The sequence below is a fragment of the Mycolicibacterium confluentis genome, from assembly GCF_010729895.1.
Taxonomy (GTDB): domain Bacteria; phylum Actinomycetota; class Actinomycetes; order Mycobacteriales; family Mycobacteriaceae; genus Mycobacterium; species Mycobacterium confluentis.
In genome coordinates, this window is the sequence record NZ_AP022612.1 from 4,837,040 (window position 1) to 4,851,514 (window position 14,475).

16 protein-coding genes are annotated in these 14,475 nt (G+C 68.8%); 10 read left to right on the forward strand and 6 right to left on the reverse strand.

The genetic code is table 11. The features are described from left to right. Positions 1 to 96: 96 nt before the first annotated feature. Genes G6N34_RS22815 through G6N34_RS22830 form a run of 4 tightly spaced genes read left to right on the forward strand, consistent with a single transcriptional unit; the run spans position 97 to position 4,239 of the window. Positions 97 to 864, forward strand: coding sequence for a DeoR/GlpR family DNA-binding transcription regulator (locus tag G6N34_RS22815; RefSeq protein ID WP_085151366.1), 768 nt, complete (start codon positions 97 to 99; stop codon positions 862 to 864). Next, entirely contained in the window at positions 861 to 1,853 is a 993-nt protein-coding gene (locus tag G6N34_RS22820; RefSeq protein ID WP_085151367.1) for a 1-phosphofructokinase family hexose kinase, read from the forward strand. The genes G6N34_RS22815 and G6N34_RS22820 overlap by 4 nt, the downstream gene beginning before the upstream one ends. 39 nt (positions 1,854 to 1,892) lie before the next feature. Beyond that, positions 1,893 to 3,944: a PTS fructose transporter subunit IIABC gene (locus G6N34_RS22825; RefSeq protein ID WP_085151368.1), complete on the forward strand. Its 2,052-nt coding sequence runs from the start codon at positions 1,893 to 1,895 to the stop codon at positions 3,942 to 3,944. A gap of 34 nt (positions 3,945 to 3,978) precedes the next feature. Beyond that, positions 3,979 to 4,239 carry an HPr family phosphocarrier protein gene (locus tag G6N34_RS22830; RefSeq protein ID WP_068245498.1) on the forward strand — a complete coding sequence of 87 codons (261 nt, stop codon included), beginning with the start codon at positions 3,979 to 3,981 and terminating at the stop codon, positions 4,237 to 4,239. 9 nt (positions 4,240 to 4,248) lie between these two features. On the opposite strand, the gene G6N34_RS22835 is transcribed toward G6N34_RS22830, so the two are convergent. Continuing rightward, positions 4,249 to 4,692 (reverse strand): nitroreductase/quinone reductase family protein, encoded by a 444-nt coding sequence (locus G6N34_RS22835; RefSeq protein ID WP_085151369.1) that lies wholly within the window; start codon positions 4,690 to 4,692, stop codon positions 4,249 to 4,251. 34 nt (positions 4,693 to 4,726) lie between these two features. On the opposite strand from G6N34_RS22835, the gene G6N34_RS22840 reads away from it, so the two are divergent. The 3 genes from G6N34_RS22840 (at position 4,727) to aqpZ (ending at position 7,933) form a co-directional block, all read left to right on the forward strand. After that, the gene (locus tag G6N34_RS22840) at positions 4,727 to 5,629 is read left to right on the forward strand and encodes a fumarylacetoacetate hydrolase family protein (RefSeq protein WP_085151370.1); all 903 of its coding nucleotides are present in this window, start codon (positions 4,727 to 4,729) and stop codon (positions 5,627 to 5,629) included. Positions 5,630 to 5,657: 28 nt separating this feature from the next. After that, the gene (locus G6N34_RS22845) at positions 5,658 to 7,061 is read left to right on the forward strand and encodes a chloride channel protein (protein ID WP_085151371.1); all 1,404 of its coding nucleotides are present in this window, start codon (positions 5,658 to 5,660) and stop codon (positions 7,059 to 7,061) included. 101 nt (positions 7,062 to 7,162) lie between these two features. Continuing rightward, a complete protein-coding gene (gene aqpZ, locus G6N34_RS22850) occupies positions 7,163 to 7,933 on the forward strand; it encodes an aquaporin Z (protein WP_085151444.1) in 771 nt (256 codons plus the stop codon). A 23-nt stretch (positions 7,934 to 7,956) separates the two neighbouring features. On the opposite strand, the gene G6N34_RS22855 is transcribed toward aqpZ, so the two are convergent. Next, positions 7,957 to 8,508 (reverse strand): Dps family protein, encoded by a 552-nt coding sequence (locus G6N34_RS22855; protein ID WP_085151372.1) that lies wholly within the window; start codon positions 8,506 to 8,508, stop codon positions 7,957 to 7,959. A gap of 105 nt (positions 8,509 to 8,613) precedes the next feature. After that, positions 8,614 to 9,561 carry a DNA-3-methyladenine glycosylase family protein gene (locus tag G6N34_RS22860; protein WP_407663243.1) on the reverse strand — a complete coding sequence of 316 codons (948 nt, stop codon included), beginning with the start codon at positions 9,559 to 9,561 and terminating at the stop codon, positions 8,614 to 8,616. A gap of 92 nt (positions 9,562 to 9,653) precedes the next feature. On the opposite strand from G6N34_RS22860, the gene G6N34_RS22865 reads away from it, so the two are divergent. After that, complete coding sequence (locus G6N34_RS22865; protein WP_109788444.1) at positions 9,654 to 10,010, forward strand: nuclear transport factor 2 family protein; 357 nt, start codon at positions 9,654 to 9,656, stop codon at positions 10,008 to 10,010. On the opposite strand, the gene G6N34_RS22870 is transcribed toward G6N34_RS22865, so the two are convergent. Continuing rightward, complete coding sequence (locus G6N34_RS22870; RefSeq protein WP_085151374.1) at positions 9,997 to 10,374, reverse strand: DUF427 domain-containing protein; 378 nt, start codon at positions 10,372 to 10,374, stop codon at positions 9,997 to 9,999. The genes G6N34_RS22865 and G6N34_RS22870 overlap by 14 nt on opposite strands. 48 nt (positions 10,375 to 10,422) lie before the next feature. Between G6N34_RS22870 and G6N34_RS22875 the strand changes: the two genes are divergently transcribed. Continuing rightward, positions 10,423 to 10,893: an SRPBCC family protein gene (locus G6N34_RS22875; protein WP_085151375.1), complete on the forward strand. Its 471-nt coding sequence runs from the start codon at positions 10,423 to 10,425 to the stop codon at positions 10,891 to 10,893. Positions 10,894 to 10,903: 10 nt separating this feature from the next. Here G6N34_RS22875 and G6N34_RS22880 read toward each other — a convergent pair whose 3' ends face one another. Beyond that, positions 10,904 to 11,377: an Rv0361 family membrane protein gene (locus G6N34_RS22880; RefSeq protein WP_085151376.1), complete on the reverse strand. Its 474-nt coding sequence runs from the start codon at positions 11,375 to 11,377 to the stop codon at positions 10,904 to 10,906. 28 nt (positions 11,378 to 11,405) lie between these two features. Beyond that, positions 11,406 to 13,136 carry a serine/threonine-protein kinase PknH/PknJ gene (locus G6N34_RS22885; protein WP_234812845.1) on the reverse strand — a complete coding sequence of 577 codons (1,731 nt, stop codon included), beginning with the start codon at positions 13,134 to 13,136 and terminating at the stop codon, positions 11,406 to 11,408. 295 nt (positions 13,137 to 13,431) lie between these two features. Here G6N34_RS22885 and G6N34_RS22890 point away from each other — a divergent pair, with 295 nt between their 5' ends. Then, complete coding sequence (locus G6N34_RS22890) at positions 13,432 to 14,475, forward strand: DUF8017 domain-containing protein (RefSeq protein ID WP_179965792.1); 1,044 nt, start codon at positions 13,432 to 13,434, stop codon at positions 14,473 to 14,475.

Below are 14,475 nucleotides of genomic sequence, written 5' to 3' on the forward strand. Positions count from 1 at the left end.
CATTGACACGTCAACACAATCAAGCGTAAAACAACGCATATCAACATTCGAATCGGCCCATCTCCCGCACGTAACCACACAAACGGAGTTGCGACGTTGTACCCCGAAGAACGCCAACAGGCCATCGCCTCGCTCGTGCTGGCGCGGGGTCGCGCCTCGGTGGCCGAACTCGCAGAGAGCTACGCCGTGACCACCGAGACCGTGCGCCGGGACCTGGCGGTTCTCGACCGCGCCGGCCTGGTGCGCCGCGTCCACGGCGGCGCGGTCCCCGCCCGGGCACTGCACGTCGTCGAGGCTGGAGTCTCCGAACGCGAAGGCACCCGCGCGAGCTTCAAGGACGCGATCGCCGCCGCCGCGGTCGACTTCCTGCCGTCGTCGGGTGCCAGCGTCCTCTTCGACGCCGGCACCACCACCGCGCGGATCGCCGCGCTGCTCCCCTCGGATCGCGACCTCGTGGTCGTCACCAATTCTGTGCCGATCGCCGCACGGTTGGCCGCCGTCCCCTCGGTGACTCTGCACCTGCTTGGCGGTCGAGTCCGCGGCCTCACCCAGGCCGCGGTCGGCGAACCGGTGCTGCGCGGCCTCGACACACTGCGGGTGGATGTCGCGTTCATTGGCGCCAACGGCATCAGCGTCGGACACGGCCTGTCCACACCCGACAGCGACGAGGCGGCTGTGAAGCGGGCCATGGTTCGGAGCGCGAACTACGTTGTCGTCGCTGCGGATTCATCGAAGATCGGGCATGAGGAGTTCATCAGCTTCGCCCCGATCGAGAGCGTCGACACCGTGATCACCGACTCGGAGATCAGCGCGGCCGACCGAAAAGCACTCATCGACAACGGACTAGAGGTGGTCGTGGCATGAGCAGTTCATCTGAGGCGACGGTGGTCACGGTCACGCCCAACCCCAGCGTCGACCGCACCGTAACCCTGCCCACCGCGCTGATCCGAGGGGCCGTGCTGCGTGTGACGTCGGTGTCCAACGAGGCAGGCGGCAAGGGTGTCAACGTCGCCCGTGCGTTGACCCTCGCAGGCGTCGACGCACTGGCGGTGCTGCCCGCGGCGGAGGACGACCCGTTCCTGTCCGCGCTGCGGACCACGGGCGTACGGTACGCCGCGGTGCCCATCGCCGGCGCCGTCCGCACCAACCTCGCGATCACCGAGAATGACGGCACCACAACAAAACTCAACGAGCCCGGCGCGTCCCTGGACGCCGCCGCACTGGCCGCGCTGACCGACGCCGTCGTCGACTGCGCCGAACATGCCGCATGGGTCGTGATGTCGGGATCGCTGCCTCCGGGCATGCCCGACACCTGGTACGCCGACGTCGTGGCCCGCCTGGCCGGGATGGGGTGCAGGGTTGCGGTGGACACCTCGGAGGGGCCACTGAACGCGCTGGCCGCAGGCTTCGATCGAGCCGCACCCGACCTCATCAAACCCAACTCCGAGGAACTCGCCGGGCTGGCAGGCACCAGCGCCGAGATGCTCGAAGCGGCTGTCCAGCAGGGTGATCCGACGCCCGTGGTCAAAGCGGCCACCGACCTGGTGAACCGCGGTGTCGGCGCCGTGCTGGCGACGCTGGGCGCCGCGGGCGCGGTGCTCGTGGACCGCACCGGCGCCTGGTTGGCGACACCCCCGCCGATCACCCCGAAGAGCACAGTCGGCGCGGGGGACTCGTCGCTGGCCGGCTATGTGCGCGCCCACATCGCCGGATCCGAGGCCCCCAGGCGACTGCAGATGGCCGTCGCGTACGGCAGCGCCGCCGCGGGACTGCCGGGGTCCGCCCTGCCCGCACCGGCACAGATCGACCTCGACGCCGTCCGCGTGGTGTCCATCGCGCCGAACCTCCTGTAGCTCCACACCCACCGATCCGCCGAACACCAAGGTGAACCCATGACCACTTCCAGCCAACCGATCACCACGACCGACCTGGTGCTGCTCGACGTCGACGCAGGCCCCGACAAGGAGGCCGTGATCGGTCGCCTCACCGGCAGTCTCGCCGCTGCGGGACGCACCCAGGACCCGAACGGCCTACAGACCGCGGCCATGGCCCGCGAGGCCCAGTCGGCCACGGGCCTGCCGGGCGGAATCGCCATTCCACACTGCCGCTCCCCCTACGTCGACGTTCCGACCATCGGTTTCGCGCGCCTCGACCCGGCGGTCGACTTCGGTGCGCCCGACGGTCCGGCCGACCTGGTCTTCCTGATCGCGGCCCCCGAATCCGGTGGGACCGAGCACATGAAGCTGCTGTCCAGTCTGGCGCGGGCATTGGTCCGCCCCGAGTTCGTCGCGTCGCTGCGCGAGGCGGGTACAGCCGAGGACGTGGTGACCCTGGTCGACGGCGTGGTCAACCCCGCGCCCGCCGCGGCCACCCCGGCGCCGGCGACCGAGCCCACACCAGCGGCGCCAGCCAAGAAGACCATCGCCGCGATCACGGCATGCCCCACCGGCATCGCCCACACCTACATGGCCGCCGACGCACTGAAGTTGGCGGCGCAGAGGGCCGATGTCAACCTGGTGGTCGAGACGCAGGGTTCGTCGGGCAGCACGCCGTTGTCCGCGGACGCCATCGCCGCCGCGGACGCGGTCATCTTCGCCACCGACATCGGCGTCAGGGACCGGGGGCGGTTCGCGGGCAAACCGGTCATCACGTCCGGCGTCAAACGCGCGATCAACGAACCCGACGCCATGATCAGCGAAGCCGTTGCGGCCGCCGACAATCCGAACGCGGCGCGCGTCGAGGGCGCCGCCGCCGATCAGGTCGCCGCGACCGAGGGTTCGTCCGATGTCGGGTGGGGCACCCGCACGCGGCAGATCCTGCTCACCGGTGTCAGTTACATGATCCCGTTCGTCGCCGCGGGCGGTCTGCTGATTGCGTTGGGCTTCCTGCTGGCCGGGTACGAGGTGGGCAACAACCCCGACGGTTCGAGCACATCGTTCGGAAACCTCATCGCCACCACCAACTCACTGACCAACCTGCCGGAACCGCTGCGCGAACTGCCCTCCTGGCTGGCGCCGGTCAATCCCCTCATGACCTATCTGGGCGCGGTGCTGTTCAGTCTCGGCGGCCTGGCGTTCGGCTTCCTGGTCCCCGCCCTCGCCGGCTACATCGCCTTCGCGATCGCCGACCGCCCCGGTCTCGCACCCGGTTTCACCGCGGGCGCCGTGGCGGGATTCGTCGGGGCCGGATTCATCGGCGGCATCGTGGGCGGCGTGATCGCGGGCTTCGCCGCGCTGTGGATCAGCCGATTCGACGTACCGCAGTGGTTCCGCGGCCTGATGCCGGTGGTGATCATCCCGCTGTTCGCCTCGCTCATCGTCGGCTTGGCGATGTTCCTGCTGCTCGGCCGACCATTGGCGTGGGTCAACACCGGCCTGACCAACTGGCTCAACGGGCTCACCGGCACCTCGGCGGTGCTGCTCGGTGTCATCCTGGGCCTGATGATGTGCTTCGACCTGGGCGGTCCGGTGAACAAGGCGGCCTATGCATTCGCCACCGCGGGTCTGGCGGCCGCGACCACGGGGTCGTATCAGGTCATGGCGGCCGTGATGGCCGCCGGCATGGTGCCGCCGCTGGCCATGGCCCTGGCCTCCACGGTGCGCCCCGCGCTGTTCACCGAACCTGAGCGCGAGAATGGTCGGGCCGCTTGGCTTCTGGGTGCCTCGTTCATCTCCGAGGGCGCGATCCCGTTCGCCGCGGCCGATCCGCTGCGGGTGATCCCGTCGATGATGGCCGGTGGAGCGGTGACCGGCGCGATGATCATGGCGTTCGGCGTCACGCTGCGCGCCCCACATGGCGGAATCTTCGTGTTCTTCGCCATCGGCCACCTACTGTGGTTCCTGCTGGCCCTTGTCGCGGGCACGGTGGTCGCCGCGGTCGCGGTGATCGCGGCAAAACAGTTCATCGGCACGAAATCCGAGTCGGTCGCCGTGGCCACCGCCTGAAGTTCCACCGACACCAACACAAGAGGAGCAACCGATGCCCAGCAAGACCGTGACCGTCGGATCCGCCGTCGGCCTGCACGCCCGCCCCGCCGCGATCATCGCCGAGGCCGTCGTCAACGCGGGGGTGCCCGTGACCCTCGCATCCGATGGCGGTGAACCTGTGGACGCCGGTTCGGCGCTGATGATCATGACGTTGGGTGCGGCCAAGGGCGCCCAGGTCACCGTCGAGTCGGAGGACGCCGCAGCGGTCGACGCCATCGCGGCACTGGTCGAGAAGGACCTCGACGCCGAATAGGCCGAACGGTCAGCGCGTCCGCTCGAGGATCAGCAGAGGGATCTCGCGTTCGGTGTTGCGCTGATATCCCTCGTAACCCTTGTAGACCTTGACCACCTGCGGCCAGATCTCGGCACGCTCCTCGGCCGTCGCCTTACGCGCGCGCATCGGAATGTCGGCGCCGTCGACCGTCACCCGCACGTCGGGGTGGGCCAGCGCGTTCTTGTACCAGTCCGGATTGTCACTGTGCCCGCCCTTCGACGCCACCACCACGATGCGGTCCTCATCGTGGACCGGACTGGTCAACAGGTTCGCGAAGGGCTTACCGGACTTTCGGCCCACGGTGTGCAACTCGACGGTGAGCATCCCCATGACCGTGCGGGGGTACCTGCCCCCGGTGAGCGCAAGCAGTACGCGATGCCCGGTCTCGAGCAGCCAGGCGCCGGTCTCGGCGACGCGATCGGATTTCCGCATCACCAGACGCTAGCGCGCTTGAGACAATGCGTAAATGAGGCTGCGCAGGGTTCGCACCACGACCGGACTGGAACTCCAGCACGACGACGCCGGCACGTGGCGCGCCTTGGTTGGACCGTCACCGTTCGGTCCGTCACCGTTTCGTGCCGAATGGGAAGTCGCCACTGCCGACCGCCACCTGCGCGACACCGATGCCGTGCTGCCGTTCTCGCCGCTGTCGTTCCGTGATTTTCTGCTCTCCGAACGCCATAACGTCGACGCCGCGCGCGGCATGATCAACCGCTTCTACCCGCGAACCGCCCGAATCACCAATGTCTATGAAAGACTCACCAGGGCAACGTTTCCCGCGTTCCGGCCACGCCGGCTGTTCTACCAGCAGCCCATCTACTACATGTCGAACGCCATGACGATCGTGCCGACCGGAACCCCGGTGGCCATTCCGAGCTACACGCGCGGCCTCGACTTCGAACTCGAGATCGGCTTCATGCTCAACGCCCCGCTGTACAACGCGACCCCCGCCGACGCGGTCTCGGCGATCGGCGCCTTCGTCCTGGTCAACGACTTCAGCGCGCGCGACGTGCAGCGCGCCGAGATGGACAGCGGCATGGGCCCGCAGAAGTCCAAACACTTCCTGTCGTCCATGTCGCAGACCGCGGTCACGGCCGACGACGTGCTGCCCCGCCTGACGGAACTGACAGGCTCGGTGAACATCAACGGCACGGTGGTGAGCACCGTCAGCAGCGCGGGACTGCAGTGGAGCATCGGTGACGTGCTCGCGCACGCCAGCCGCGACGAGCAGCTCCTGCCCGGCGAATTGATCGCCCTGGGCACGTTGCCGGGCGGATCCGGGATGGAGACCGGCCACTGGCTCAAGTCCGGCGACGAACTGCATCTGGTGCTCGACGGCATCGGCGAAGTCCGGCACCGGATTCGCTGACGGCCTGCACGCAGTAACATTCCGCACCATGCCTGTGGCCGAGTTCGGTGCCTTCGTCCGCAACTCGGGACACCTGCGCAAGTGGCTGATCCTCGGGGTCATCATCGGCGTCATCGCGGGACTCGGTGCGGTGGCGTTCTACCTCGCGCTGAAGTACACGACAGATCTCCTTCTCGGCCACCTCGCGGACTATGACCCGCCCACCGCAATGGGCGATGGCGGGAGTGCGGGTTCGGGCGGATTCACCCGGCCGTGGGCCATTCCGCTGGTGACCACGCTCGGCGCACTGCTCTCGGCCGCGATCGTCGCGCGCTTCGCCCCCGAGGCCCAAGGGCACGGCACCGACGACGCCATCGAGGCCGTGCACACCGATCCGCGCGCGATCCGCTCCCGCGTCGTCCTGGTGAAGATGGTGGCCAGCGCGTTGACCATCGGTTCGGGCGGTTCCGGCGGCCGGGAGGGGCCGACGGCGCACATCTCCGCGGGATTCGGCTCACTGCTTACCCGTTGGCTGAACCTGAGCGACGAGGACGGCCGCGTCGCGGTGTCGCTGGGCATCGGGTCGGGCATCGGCGCGATCTTCGGCGCCCCGCTGGGCGGGGCCGTGCTGGCCGCCTCGATCATCTATCGCCGCGACTTCGACTACCGCGCGCTCGTGCCCGGCTTCATCGCCTCCGGCACCGCCTATGCGGTGTGTGGGTCGATCCTGGGTTTCGACCCGCTGTTCGGCAGCCTGGTCACCGACCATGTCTTCGACCCACTGCAGATTCCGTGGTTCCTCCTGATCGGAATCGCCTCCGCCGCAATCGGGTACCTGTATGCCCGGGTCTTCTACGGCACCGCGGCGCTGTCGTCTCGCATCCGGTTCCGGGGCGCCGCGGTGCTGCGTCCGGCGGTGGGCGGGCTGCTGGTCGGGCTTCTGGCGCTGGCCATCCCGCAGATCCTGTCCAGCGGTTACGGCTGGGTGCAGATGGCCGCCGCCGAGGACACCCTGTTGTCCATTCCGCTGTGGATCGTCCTGGTGCTGCCCCTCGCGAAGATCGTGGCCACCTCGCTGTCGATCGGCACCGGCGGGTCCGGCGGCATCTTCGGCCCCGGCATCGTCATCGGATGCTTTGTCGGGGCGGCAATCTGGCGGTTGGCCGATCTGGCGGGCGCTCCTGCCGTGCCGGCCGGACCCGCGGTGTTCATCGTCGTGGCAATGATGGCGTGCTTCGGCAGCGTGGCGCACGCCCCGCTGGCGGTGATGATCATGGTCGCCGAGATGACGGCCTCGTTCTCGGTGCTGCCCGGCGCGATGATCGCCGTGGGTGTCGCCTATCTGCTGATCTCCCGCACCAACGTGTCGATCTACCGGGCTCAGCGCGCCGATCGCGAGGCCGCGGCGGCCGAACGGGCGGGTCTGCGTACCCATTCCGACTCCTGTGCGTGAGCGTCTCGATCCGGACACGAATCAGCGACGACGGTTCCGTGCAGGGTCCGGGGCCTGCCACCGTGGACACGGGGGCCACCTCCGAAGAAGAAGGAGCTTTCATGACCCCACCCAAGATGTTCCATCGACTCAGCGCGGAGTTCATCGGCACGCTCTGGCTGGTGCTCGGCGGCTGCGGCAGCGCGGTGTTCGCGGCTAAATTCCTCTCCGACGACATCTCCGTCGGAATCGGTTTCCTCGGAGTCGCCCTGGCCTTCGGTCTGACCGTGCTGACCGGCGTGTACGCGTTCGGGACCATCTCCGGTGGGCACTTCAACCCCGCGGTGACCCTCGGCGCAGCGCTGGCCGGACGCGTGGAATGGCGTGCGGTGCCCGGGTATTGGGTCGTGCAGGTGCTCGGCGGTCTGGTGGGCGGCCTGATCATCTGGGTGATCGCCAGCGGCCGGGACGGCTTTGAGGCCACCGGCAACATGGCCGCCAACGGGTACGGCGCCCACTCCCCCGGTGGCTATTCGCTGGGCGCCGTGCTGATCGCCGAGATCGTGTTGACGGCGATCTTCCTGCTGGTGATCCTCGGGTCCACCGACGACCGAGCGCCCAAGGGATTCGCGGGCCTGTCGATCGGCCTGACATTGACCCTGATCCACCTGATCTCAATCCCGATCTCCAACACATCGGTGAACCCGGCCCGGAGCACGGGTGTCGCATTCTTCAACGGCGACGGCGCCCCCGCGCAGCTGTGGGTGTTCTGGCTGGCGCCGCTGGTGGGGGCCGCCATCGCGGGCGTCGCCTACCCGCTGCTGTTCGGGCGCACCGACCAACTGGCGCAGCGCCCAGTCCGCGACGAACTCCTCGAGGAGGGGCCTCGCTGACCGGGCACTGAGCAGCCGGTGAGCTACTTGGTGGAGCGCGCCTTGCTGGCGGCACCCTTCTCTGTCGACTTGCCCTCATGCGTCAGCTTGCCCCCGGCGTTCTCCAGGTGCGCACGCACGAACCACTGGAACTTCTCGAGTTCCGCGGCGTGTCCGATCAGCATGTCCTGCGTGATCGGGTCGAGGTCCTCGGTCTTCGAGATGGACTTGCGCAGGTCCTCGATGACACCGTTGTAGACCAGGTCCAGCGCGGCGAGGTGCGCCTGCACGGTGTCGCGGCCCACGGAGTAGTCATCCCACTCGCGGTCGCGGATGATGGCGCCGGGCGTGCCCTCGGGGGCGAAGCCCAGGGTGGCGATGCGTTCGGCGACTTCGTCGGCATATCCGCGCACCAGTTCGACCTGCGGATCGATCATTTCGTGCACGCCGATGAAGTTGGGCCCCACCACATTCCAGTGGACGTGCTTGAGCGTCAGGTGCAGATCGTTGTAGGTCGAAAGCTGGTGCTGCAGCAACTCGGCCACCTGAGCACCCTGCTTGTCGGTCATGCCGGGGATGGTGAACTGGCTCGTCATGGTCACTCCTTCTCAGACGTGGCAGTACGTCTTCTCAGACGTGGCAGTACGTCGGTGGTCGACAGCCGCATACCCACCTGAACGGCGGGCCAACCATGGCCCGCGCTACAGCGACCGGATGTCCTGCACTGGGAGTCGCGGCCCGCGCCTGGGCTCGTGCGCCAGACCGCTCTCGTACAGCAGGCGCACGACACGGTGCCGGTGCGGCCGCATGGGCTCGAGCAGTTCGACCATGCCGTCGTCGTCCACGGCGTGGCCCACCAGAGTCCAACCGATCATCTTGGGGACGTGGTAGTCACCGACCGACACCGCGTCGGCGTCGCCGAACGCGCGCTGGGCCACTTCGGCCGCGGTCCACACTCCGATGCCGGGCAGCGACGTCAGCGCCGCACGCGCGTCCTGCGGAGGCCGGGTGACGAGACGTTCCAGGGAGTCGGCCCGCTGTGCGCACGCCACGATGGTGCGCGCCCGGCCGGGATCGACGTTCGCGCGATGGAACTCCCAGGACGGCACGCGCCGCCAGGCCTCCGGTGACGGGAAGACCCGCATCCGAGTCGGCGCAGGGCCGGGTGCGGGGGTGCCGTACCGACTCACCAGCACCCGCCACGCCCGAAAGGCGTCGGCCCCCGGCACGCGCTGCTCGATGACCGCGGGGATCAGCGCCTCAAGCACCCGCCCGCTGCGGCCCAAGCGCAGATGTGAGGCCCGGCGCGCCGCTTCGGCGACCACGGGATGGGTCGGGACGAAATCCGACCAGTCGTCGTCGGCCCCGAGCAGCGCAGGCACCTCGGCGAGAAACTGCGACGCACCCGGGCCCCAGGCCTGGACCCGCACGGCCGTCACCCCGCTGCGGGTGATGCGCGCCGTAACGGGACCCGACGCCAGCAGGCTCGTGCGCCAGATCGCCCGGTCGGGGGTGATCTGGAATGTCGGGTCCAGTGGGCCGCGTCGCCATGGCGCCAGCGTCGCTCCCGGGCTCACCGGCCCGGCGAACTCGACGGTGGTCTCGGCGGCCTCGTTGGGCGAAGGCGCATCGGTGTCTACCCGGCACACGGTAGTCCGGCGTTGACGGCACCCGCGCGTAGGCGACAGGATGGTCTCCCGTGACCACGCCGTTCGATGACCCGCAGGCCGAGCTCGCGTGGATGTTCGTGCAGAGCCTCTCCGGCGACGGCGACCTCGACGAGGGGTTCTCACTGCTCAGCGATGACTTCACGTACTGGAGCAACACCACACGAGAGACGTGCGACAAGGCTCGGTTGCGCCGGATCGCCGAGTGGGCCAGGGCCGTCGGACCCATTGCATTCGACCTGATCAGCTGCCTCAACGAGGGCGAGAATGTGGTCATCGAGGCCCAACCCGACGCCGTCTCGGCGACCGGGGTGCGCTACGACAGCCCATGCGTGTTCCTCTTCGAAACGCGCGATGGGTTGATCACATCGCTGCGGGAGTACTGCGACACCCGTCAGGTCGCGGAGGCCTTCGGCGTCATTCCCCAGTGACGGTGATGTGGGCCCGGTCGGGGTAGAACGCCACGTGCCCGGCGATCGGGGCAACCGCGGGATACGGGTGCTCGTAGAACCAGATCAGGTCGGGTTGCACCCCGTCGGGTCCGGTGAAGGTCAGGTAGCCCGCCTCACCCTTGTAGGGGCAGTAGGTCGTGGTGTCCGAGCGGGTGAGATGGGTCTGGTCCACGTCAGCCAACGGGATGTACTGCACCGCCGGATAGGTGGATTCCTGCAGGGTCAGGGCTGACTGGGTGTCGGCGACGACCGTTCCGCCCACCCGAACGACCACGTGGCCGACGGTCGGGGTGACGGTGATGGGATGTTGCGCGGTGGGCTCGTGCACGGGTCGTTCGGTCATGTTCACAGACAACACCTCAACGCAGGAGTGATTCCCTAGACTCGTCCCATGGCATCCCAGGGATTGCCGGCAGCGTCGTCCGATGTCACTATCGACGCTCCCCCGGCCGCCGTCTACAGCGTGATCACCGACCTGTCGGCGATGGCCGAACTGGCCGAAGAGACAGTCGCGATGAAGTGGCACAGGGGTGACTCGGCCCAGCCCGGTGCGGTGTTCAAGGGCACCAACCGCAGCGGCAAGCGGTCGTGGACCACGACGTGCACCGTGACCGATGCCGAACCTGGCCGGGTGTTCGCCTTCGACGTGAAGAGCCTGGTGGTTCCGGTCGCGCACTGGCGCTACGAGATCACCCCGACCGAACAGGGCTGTACGGTCACCGAGAGCACGTGGGACCGTCGCCCGGGCTGGTTCAGGGGCATCGGGGAGCTCGCGACCGGCGTGCGCGACCGGGTCTCGGCGAATGCCGATCACATCAAAGCCACCCTGGAGCGGCTCAAGGCGTACGCCGAACGGGGCTGACCCACCCGGCTCAGTACGGCATGCAGACCTTCCAGCCGTCTTCGCGTGCCACACGTAGTTCGATGGTCCTGCGGCCCAGCATCTCGTTCTGAGCGTCCAGGGTCGCGATGCCGGTGTCGCCGTCGATCTGCACGTCGGTGACGGCGACGTTGGTCAAGCCCTGTGCGTCCCGGGTGGTCTTGAGCGTGTCGATCACCGGGCCGACGAACTGATCCCGCATCGCCGTGCACATCAGGCTCAGGTAGGTGTCCCACTTCTTCGTGTTGTAGGCGTCCTGAAAGTCCATGACGGCCTTGTTGATCAGGTCGGCGTCGGACGGCGCGTCGGCCGTCGAGGGTGCAGCGGCCGACGGCGACTCGTCGGGGGCCGTCATGGTCGTGGTCTCCGGGGCCAGCACCGGGTCCGGGGCGACCTGTCTGCTGCACCCGGCGAGCACCACGGCGCCCACCATCAACGTCACCGCAAAGTCACGAGCGCGAAGCATCGAAGAGAACCTCCTGTGTCGACCGATCTCACTGCTGCCGAGGCATCTTCGCCGCGATCGCGGCGACCAACGCGCTGACGTCGGTGCTGCCCACCGGTCCGCACCGCTTGACGTCGATGAGCACGTTGGCGCGCGCTGACAGGGCGTGCTGGCACGTGACGTCGGATCCCGGCGGGGTGGCCTCCAGGGTGTAGGCCCCGGTCCGGTTGACGGGTTGACCGAACTGCCACGGCTGCCCGGGTTCGCCCGCCGGGGTGACGGTGACGGTGGTGCCCGCACACTGCTCCCACTTCTGTCGCTGCAACTGCAAGGACACCCCGGCCTCGTCGGCCGTCGGGAAGGCGACCACGGCCTGCACCACACCATTGCGCCACGGCTTCTCGTACAGCGCCCGCAGGGTCTGGACCGCGACACCGGAGTGGCCGCTGCCGCCGTAGACGGCCTGCTGGGCTGGAGCCCACGCACCGAGGCAGGTCTGGTTGTCGATCGTCGCGGAGTCGTCGAGCAGTTGGTCGCCGTCGGTCTCGAGGACCACGGCCTGATCACCGGTGTTGCCGGGAATCTCGTCTGTGGTCAACAGCAGCGGGCGCAGCTCACCGGGCGCGACGTCGGCCAGGGGGGCGGAATTCGGCACGGCAGCAGTCTTTTCCGGATCTGCTGGCGCATCCGCGTCGGCGCCGCCGGAGTCGGGCCACACCGCCACCGCGGCACCGATACCCGCGACCAGCACCACGACACCCGCGAGTGCGCCGATGAGGGCGCCGTGGCCAGTCCGCCGAGGCGCGGGCACGCCGGGGGCGGTGTAGATCGGCGGCGCGGTGAACACCGGCGGCGCACCGGGGGTCGTGTGCGGGTAGGAGATGACCTCGGGACCCGGCACGGGGACCACGGGCGGCGACGGGAGGCGACGGGGGGTGTTCGGATTGCGCAGCGCCTCGGTCGCGGCGGCGGCCAGGGCCGCGGCCGCCGGGAATCGGGCCGCAGGGTCCTTGGCCATCGCGATCGCGATGACGTCGTCGAAGGCCGCGGGCAGCGCCGGCACCACGTCGGTGACTCTCGGCGGCTGGTCCATCAGATGCGCCTTCATCACCGCGGCGGGTCCGTTGGTGGCCGCGAACGGCGCCTTCCCCGTCACGAGTCGGAACAGTGTGCAGCCCAGGGAGTAGATGTCGGCGCGGCCGTCGAAGACCTCACCGGAGATGACCTCGGGCGCGGCGTAAGCGATGGTGGCCATCACCAGACCGGTCGCGGTGAGGCCGACATCGTCGAGAGCCCGCGCGATCCCGAAGTCGCCCAACAGGACCCGCTCTCCTGCTCCGGCATGACCGGACAGCAGGAAGTTCGCCGGCTTGATGTCGCGGTGCACGATGCCACGGCCGTGCGCGTAGTCGAGCGCCTTGGCCACCTCGCCGATGATGTGGACCGCGCGTTCGGGTGTCATCTGCCCGGCCCGCAGTGCGGCGTCGGCGTCGGTGCCGTCGACGTACTGCATGGCGATCCACAGTTGACCGTCCTCGGTCTGCCCTCGGTCGTACACCGCCACGATCTGCGGCAGGTCGAGTGAGGCCGCGACGTCGGCCTCGCGCGTGAACCTGGTGCGGAAGTCGGCGTCCCGGGACAGTTCCGCGGACAGCACCTTCAACGCGTCACGCCGCGGCAGGGTCGGATGAGCCGCCAGATACACCGCGCCCATGCCGCCGGTCCCCAGGATGCGTTCGATCCGGTACCCGGCGACCTCGGAGCCTTCGGTCAGCATCATCCCCCTCGGCAGTCGCTGGCCGGCATGCCCCCAACGGGGTTCAAGCCGTCTGGACGAGAGTATCCGGGGGCAGCAGCCCGCACCGGCAACCCGCAGGGACGAGAAGACCGCGGCGTGCGTGGTCGTCGCCTGCGCCCCCGTGCGTGCACGCCTCCCCCAATCTTCGGCCGCGTCAAAAACTGTAGCGACCCCTTAAATTGCGTGAACAAACCGTAGCAGATGCTACAGTTTTACGCGGAGGCGCGTGGGACACCGTGACTACCGCTAGGTTCGGCAGCAGCGAGAGAGGACTTCGATGACCTATCCCCCGCAGTGGAACCCTCCCGGCGGCCCGCCTCAGGGCGGAGACCCATTCCAGCACGGCGGTCCCCCGCCGCCCTACGGCCACAACCCGTTCGGCGTACTCGGACAGCCTCCGCACGGACAACCACCGCAGGGGTATCCGCCGCAGGGGTATCCGCAGCCGGGCTGGGGGCCGTACGGCGAGGCGCCGCCACTGGGCGGACCACCTCCGCGGCGGAGCAACACCCCGTGGATCGTGGGCACCATCGCGGTGGTCGCCGTGATCACGGTGCTGGTGTCCACCCTGTTGTGGCAGTTGAACTCCGGCGACGACGACACCGTCACGACCGCGGCCACCACGACGTCCGCCACGACGACGGCGCCGACGACGACCACGACCACCACCACCACGTCGTCACCGACTCCGACGCCGACCGTCGCACCCGCGGGCGCCTGCGAGGGGTTCAAGGGCGGACCCGGCCCCACCACCCCGGCAGGCTGGTCCACCGTGGTGAGCCCACGGGGTCTGCTCTACGACGTCCCACCGGGGTGGACCGTGCACAAGTGCGGCACGTTGATCGGCTGGGAGAAGCCGTGTGCGGACGGACCTTTCGGGTACTGCCCGATCCGGACCATGAGTGGGGCCGCGACGCTGCCCACCGCGGACCTGAACTGCGATGTCACCTGGGCCGACGCGGGCGTTCCTGGGGCGAAGAACATCACCGACATCAACGAGGCCGTACGCTCGGAGGCCACCCTGGTCTCCGACATCTACACCTCGAAGAACGGTGTGGTGCCGCAGGTTTCGCTGAGCCCGCCCCGCAACCTGACCGTCGGCGGGGCGCCCGCGGTGCAGATCGTGGCGACCGTCACCGGAATCGAGGCCGACAGCTGCCACGCGCCCAAGGTCCTGCACTCCATGCTCGCCACCACCGTGCCGGGCCAGGAGGGCAGCGTGCTGTTCATCGTGGCGCTGAGCCAGGATGCGCCCGGCGCACCGGACGGGGGCCTGATGGACCAGATGGTCGGGACGCTGCGCGCCGCCGAACCGGCCTGA

Excerpts from the sequence above, each read along its gene's own strand:
- G6N34_RS22820 (WP_085151367.1), top strand. The coding sequence starts at position 861 with ATGAGCAGTTCATCTGAGGCGACGGTGGTCACGGTCACGCCCAACCCC.
- G6N34_RS22845 (WP_085151371.1), top strand. The coding sequence starts at position 5,658 with ATGCCTGTGGCCGAGTTCGGTGCCTTCGTCCGCAACTCGGGACACCTG.
- G6N34_RS22865 (WP_109788444.1), top strand. The coding sequence starts at position 9,654 with ATGTTCGTGCAGAGCCTCTCCGGCGACGGCGACCTCGACGAGGGGTTC.
- G6N34_RS22835 (WP_085151369.1), bottom strand. The coding sequence starts at position 4,692 with ATGCGGAAATCCGATCGCGTCGCCGAGACCGGCGCCTGGCTGCTCGAG.
- G6N34_RS22830 (WP_068245498.1), top strand. The coding sequence starts at position 3,979 with ATGCCCAGCAAGACCGTGACCGTCGGATCCGCCGTCGGCCTGCACGCC.
- G6N34_RS22890 (WP_179965792.1), top strand. The coding sequence starts at position 13,432 with ATGACCTATCCCCCGCAGTGGAACCCTCCCGGCGGCCCGCCTCAGGGC.
- aqpZ (WP_085151444.1), top strand. The coding sequence starts at position 7,163 with ATGACCCCACCCAAGATGTTCCATCGACTCAGCGCGGAGTTCATCGGC.
- G6N34_RS22855 (WP_085151372.1), bottom strand. The coding sequence starts at position 8,508 with ATGACGAGCCAGTTCACCATCCCCGGCATGACCGACAAGCAGGGTGCT.
- G6N34_RS22825 (WP_085151368.1), top strand. The coding sequence starts at position 1,893 with ATGACCACTTCCAGCCAACCGATCACCACGACCGACCTGGTGCTGCTC.
- G6N34_RS22885 (WP_234812845.1), bottom strand. The coding sequence starts at position 13,136 with ATGATGCTGACCGAAGGCTCCGAGGTCGCCGGGTACCGGATCGAACGC.
- G6N34_RS22870 (WP_085151374.1), bottom strand. The coding sequence starts at position 10,374 with ATGACCGAACGACCCGTGCACGAGCCCACCGCGCAACATCCCATCACC.
- G6N34_RS22880 (WP_085151376.1), bottom strand. The coding sequence starts at position 11,377 with ATGCTTCGCGCTCGTGACTTTGCGGTGACGTTGATGGTGGGCGCCGTG.
- G6N34_RS22840 (WP_085151370.1), top strand. The coding sequence starts at position 4,727 with ATGAGGCTGCGCAGGGTTCGCACCACGACCGGACTGGAACTCCAGCAC.
- G6N34_RS22875 (WP_085151375.1), top strand. The coding sequence starts at position 10,423 with ATGGCATCCCAGGGATTGCCGGCAGCGTCGTCCGATGTCACTATCGAC.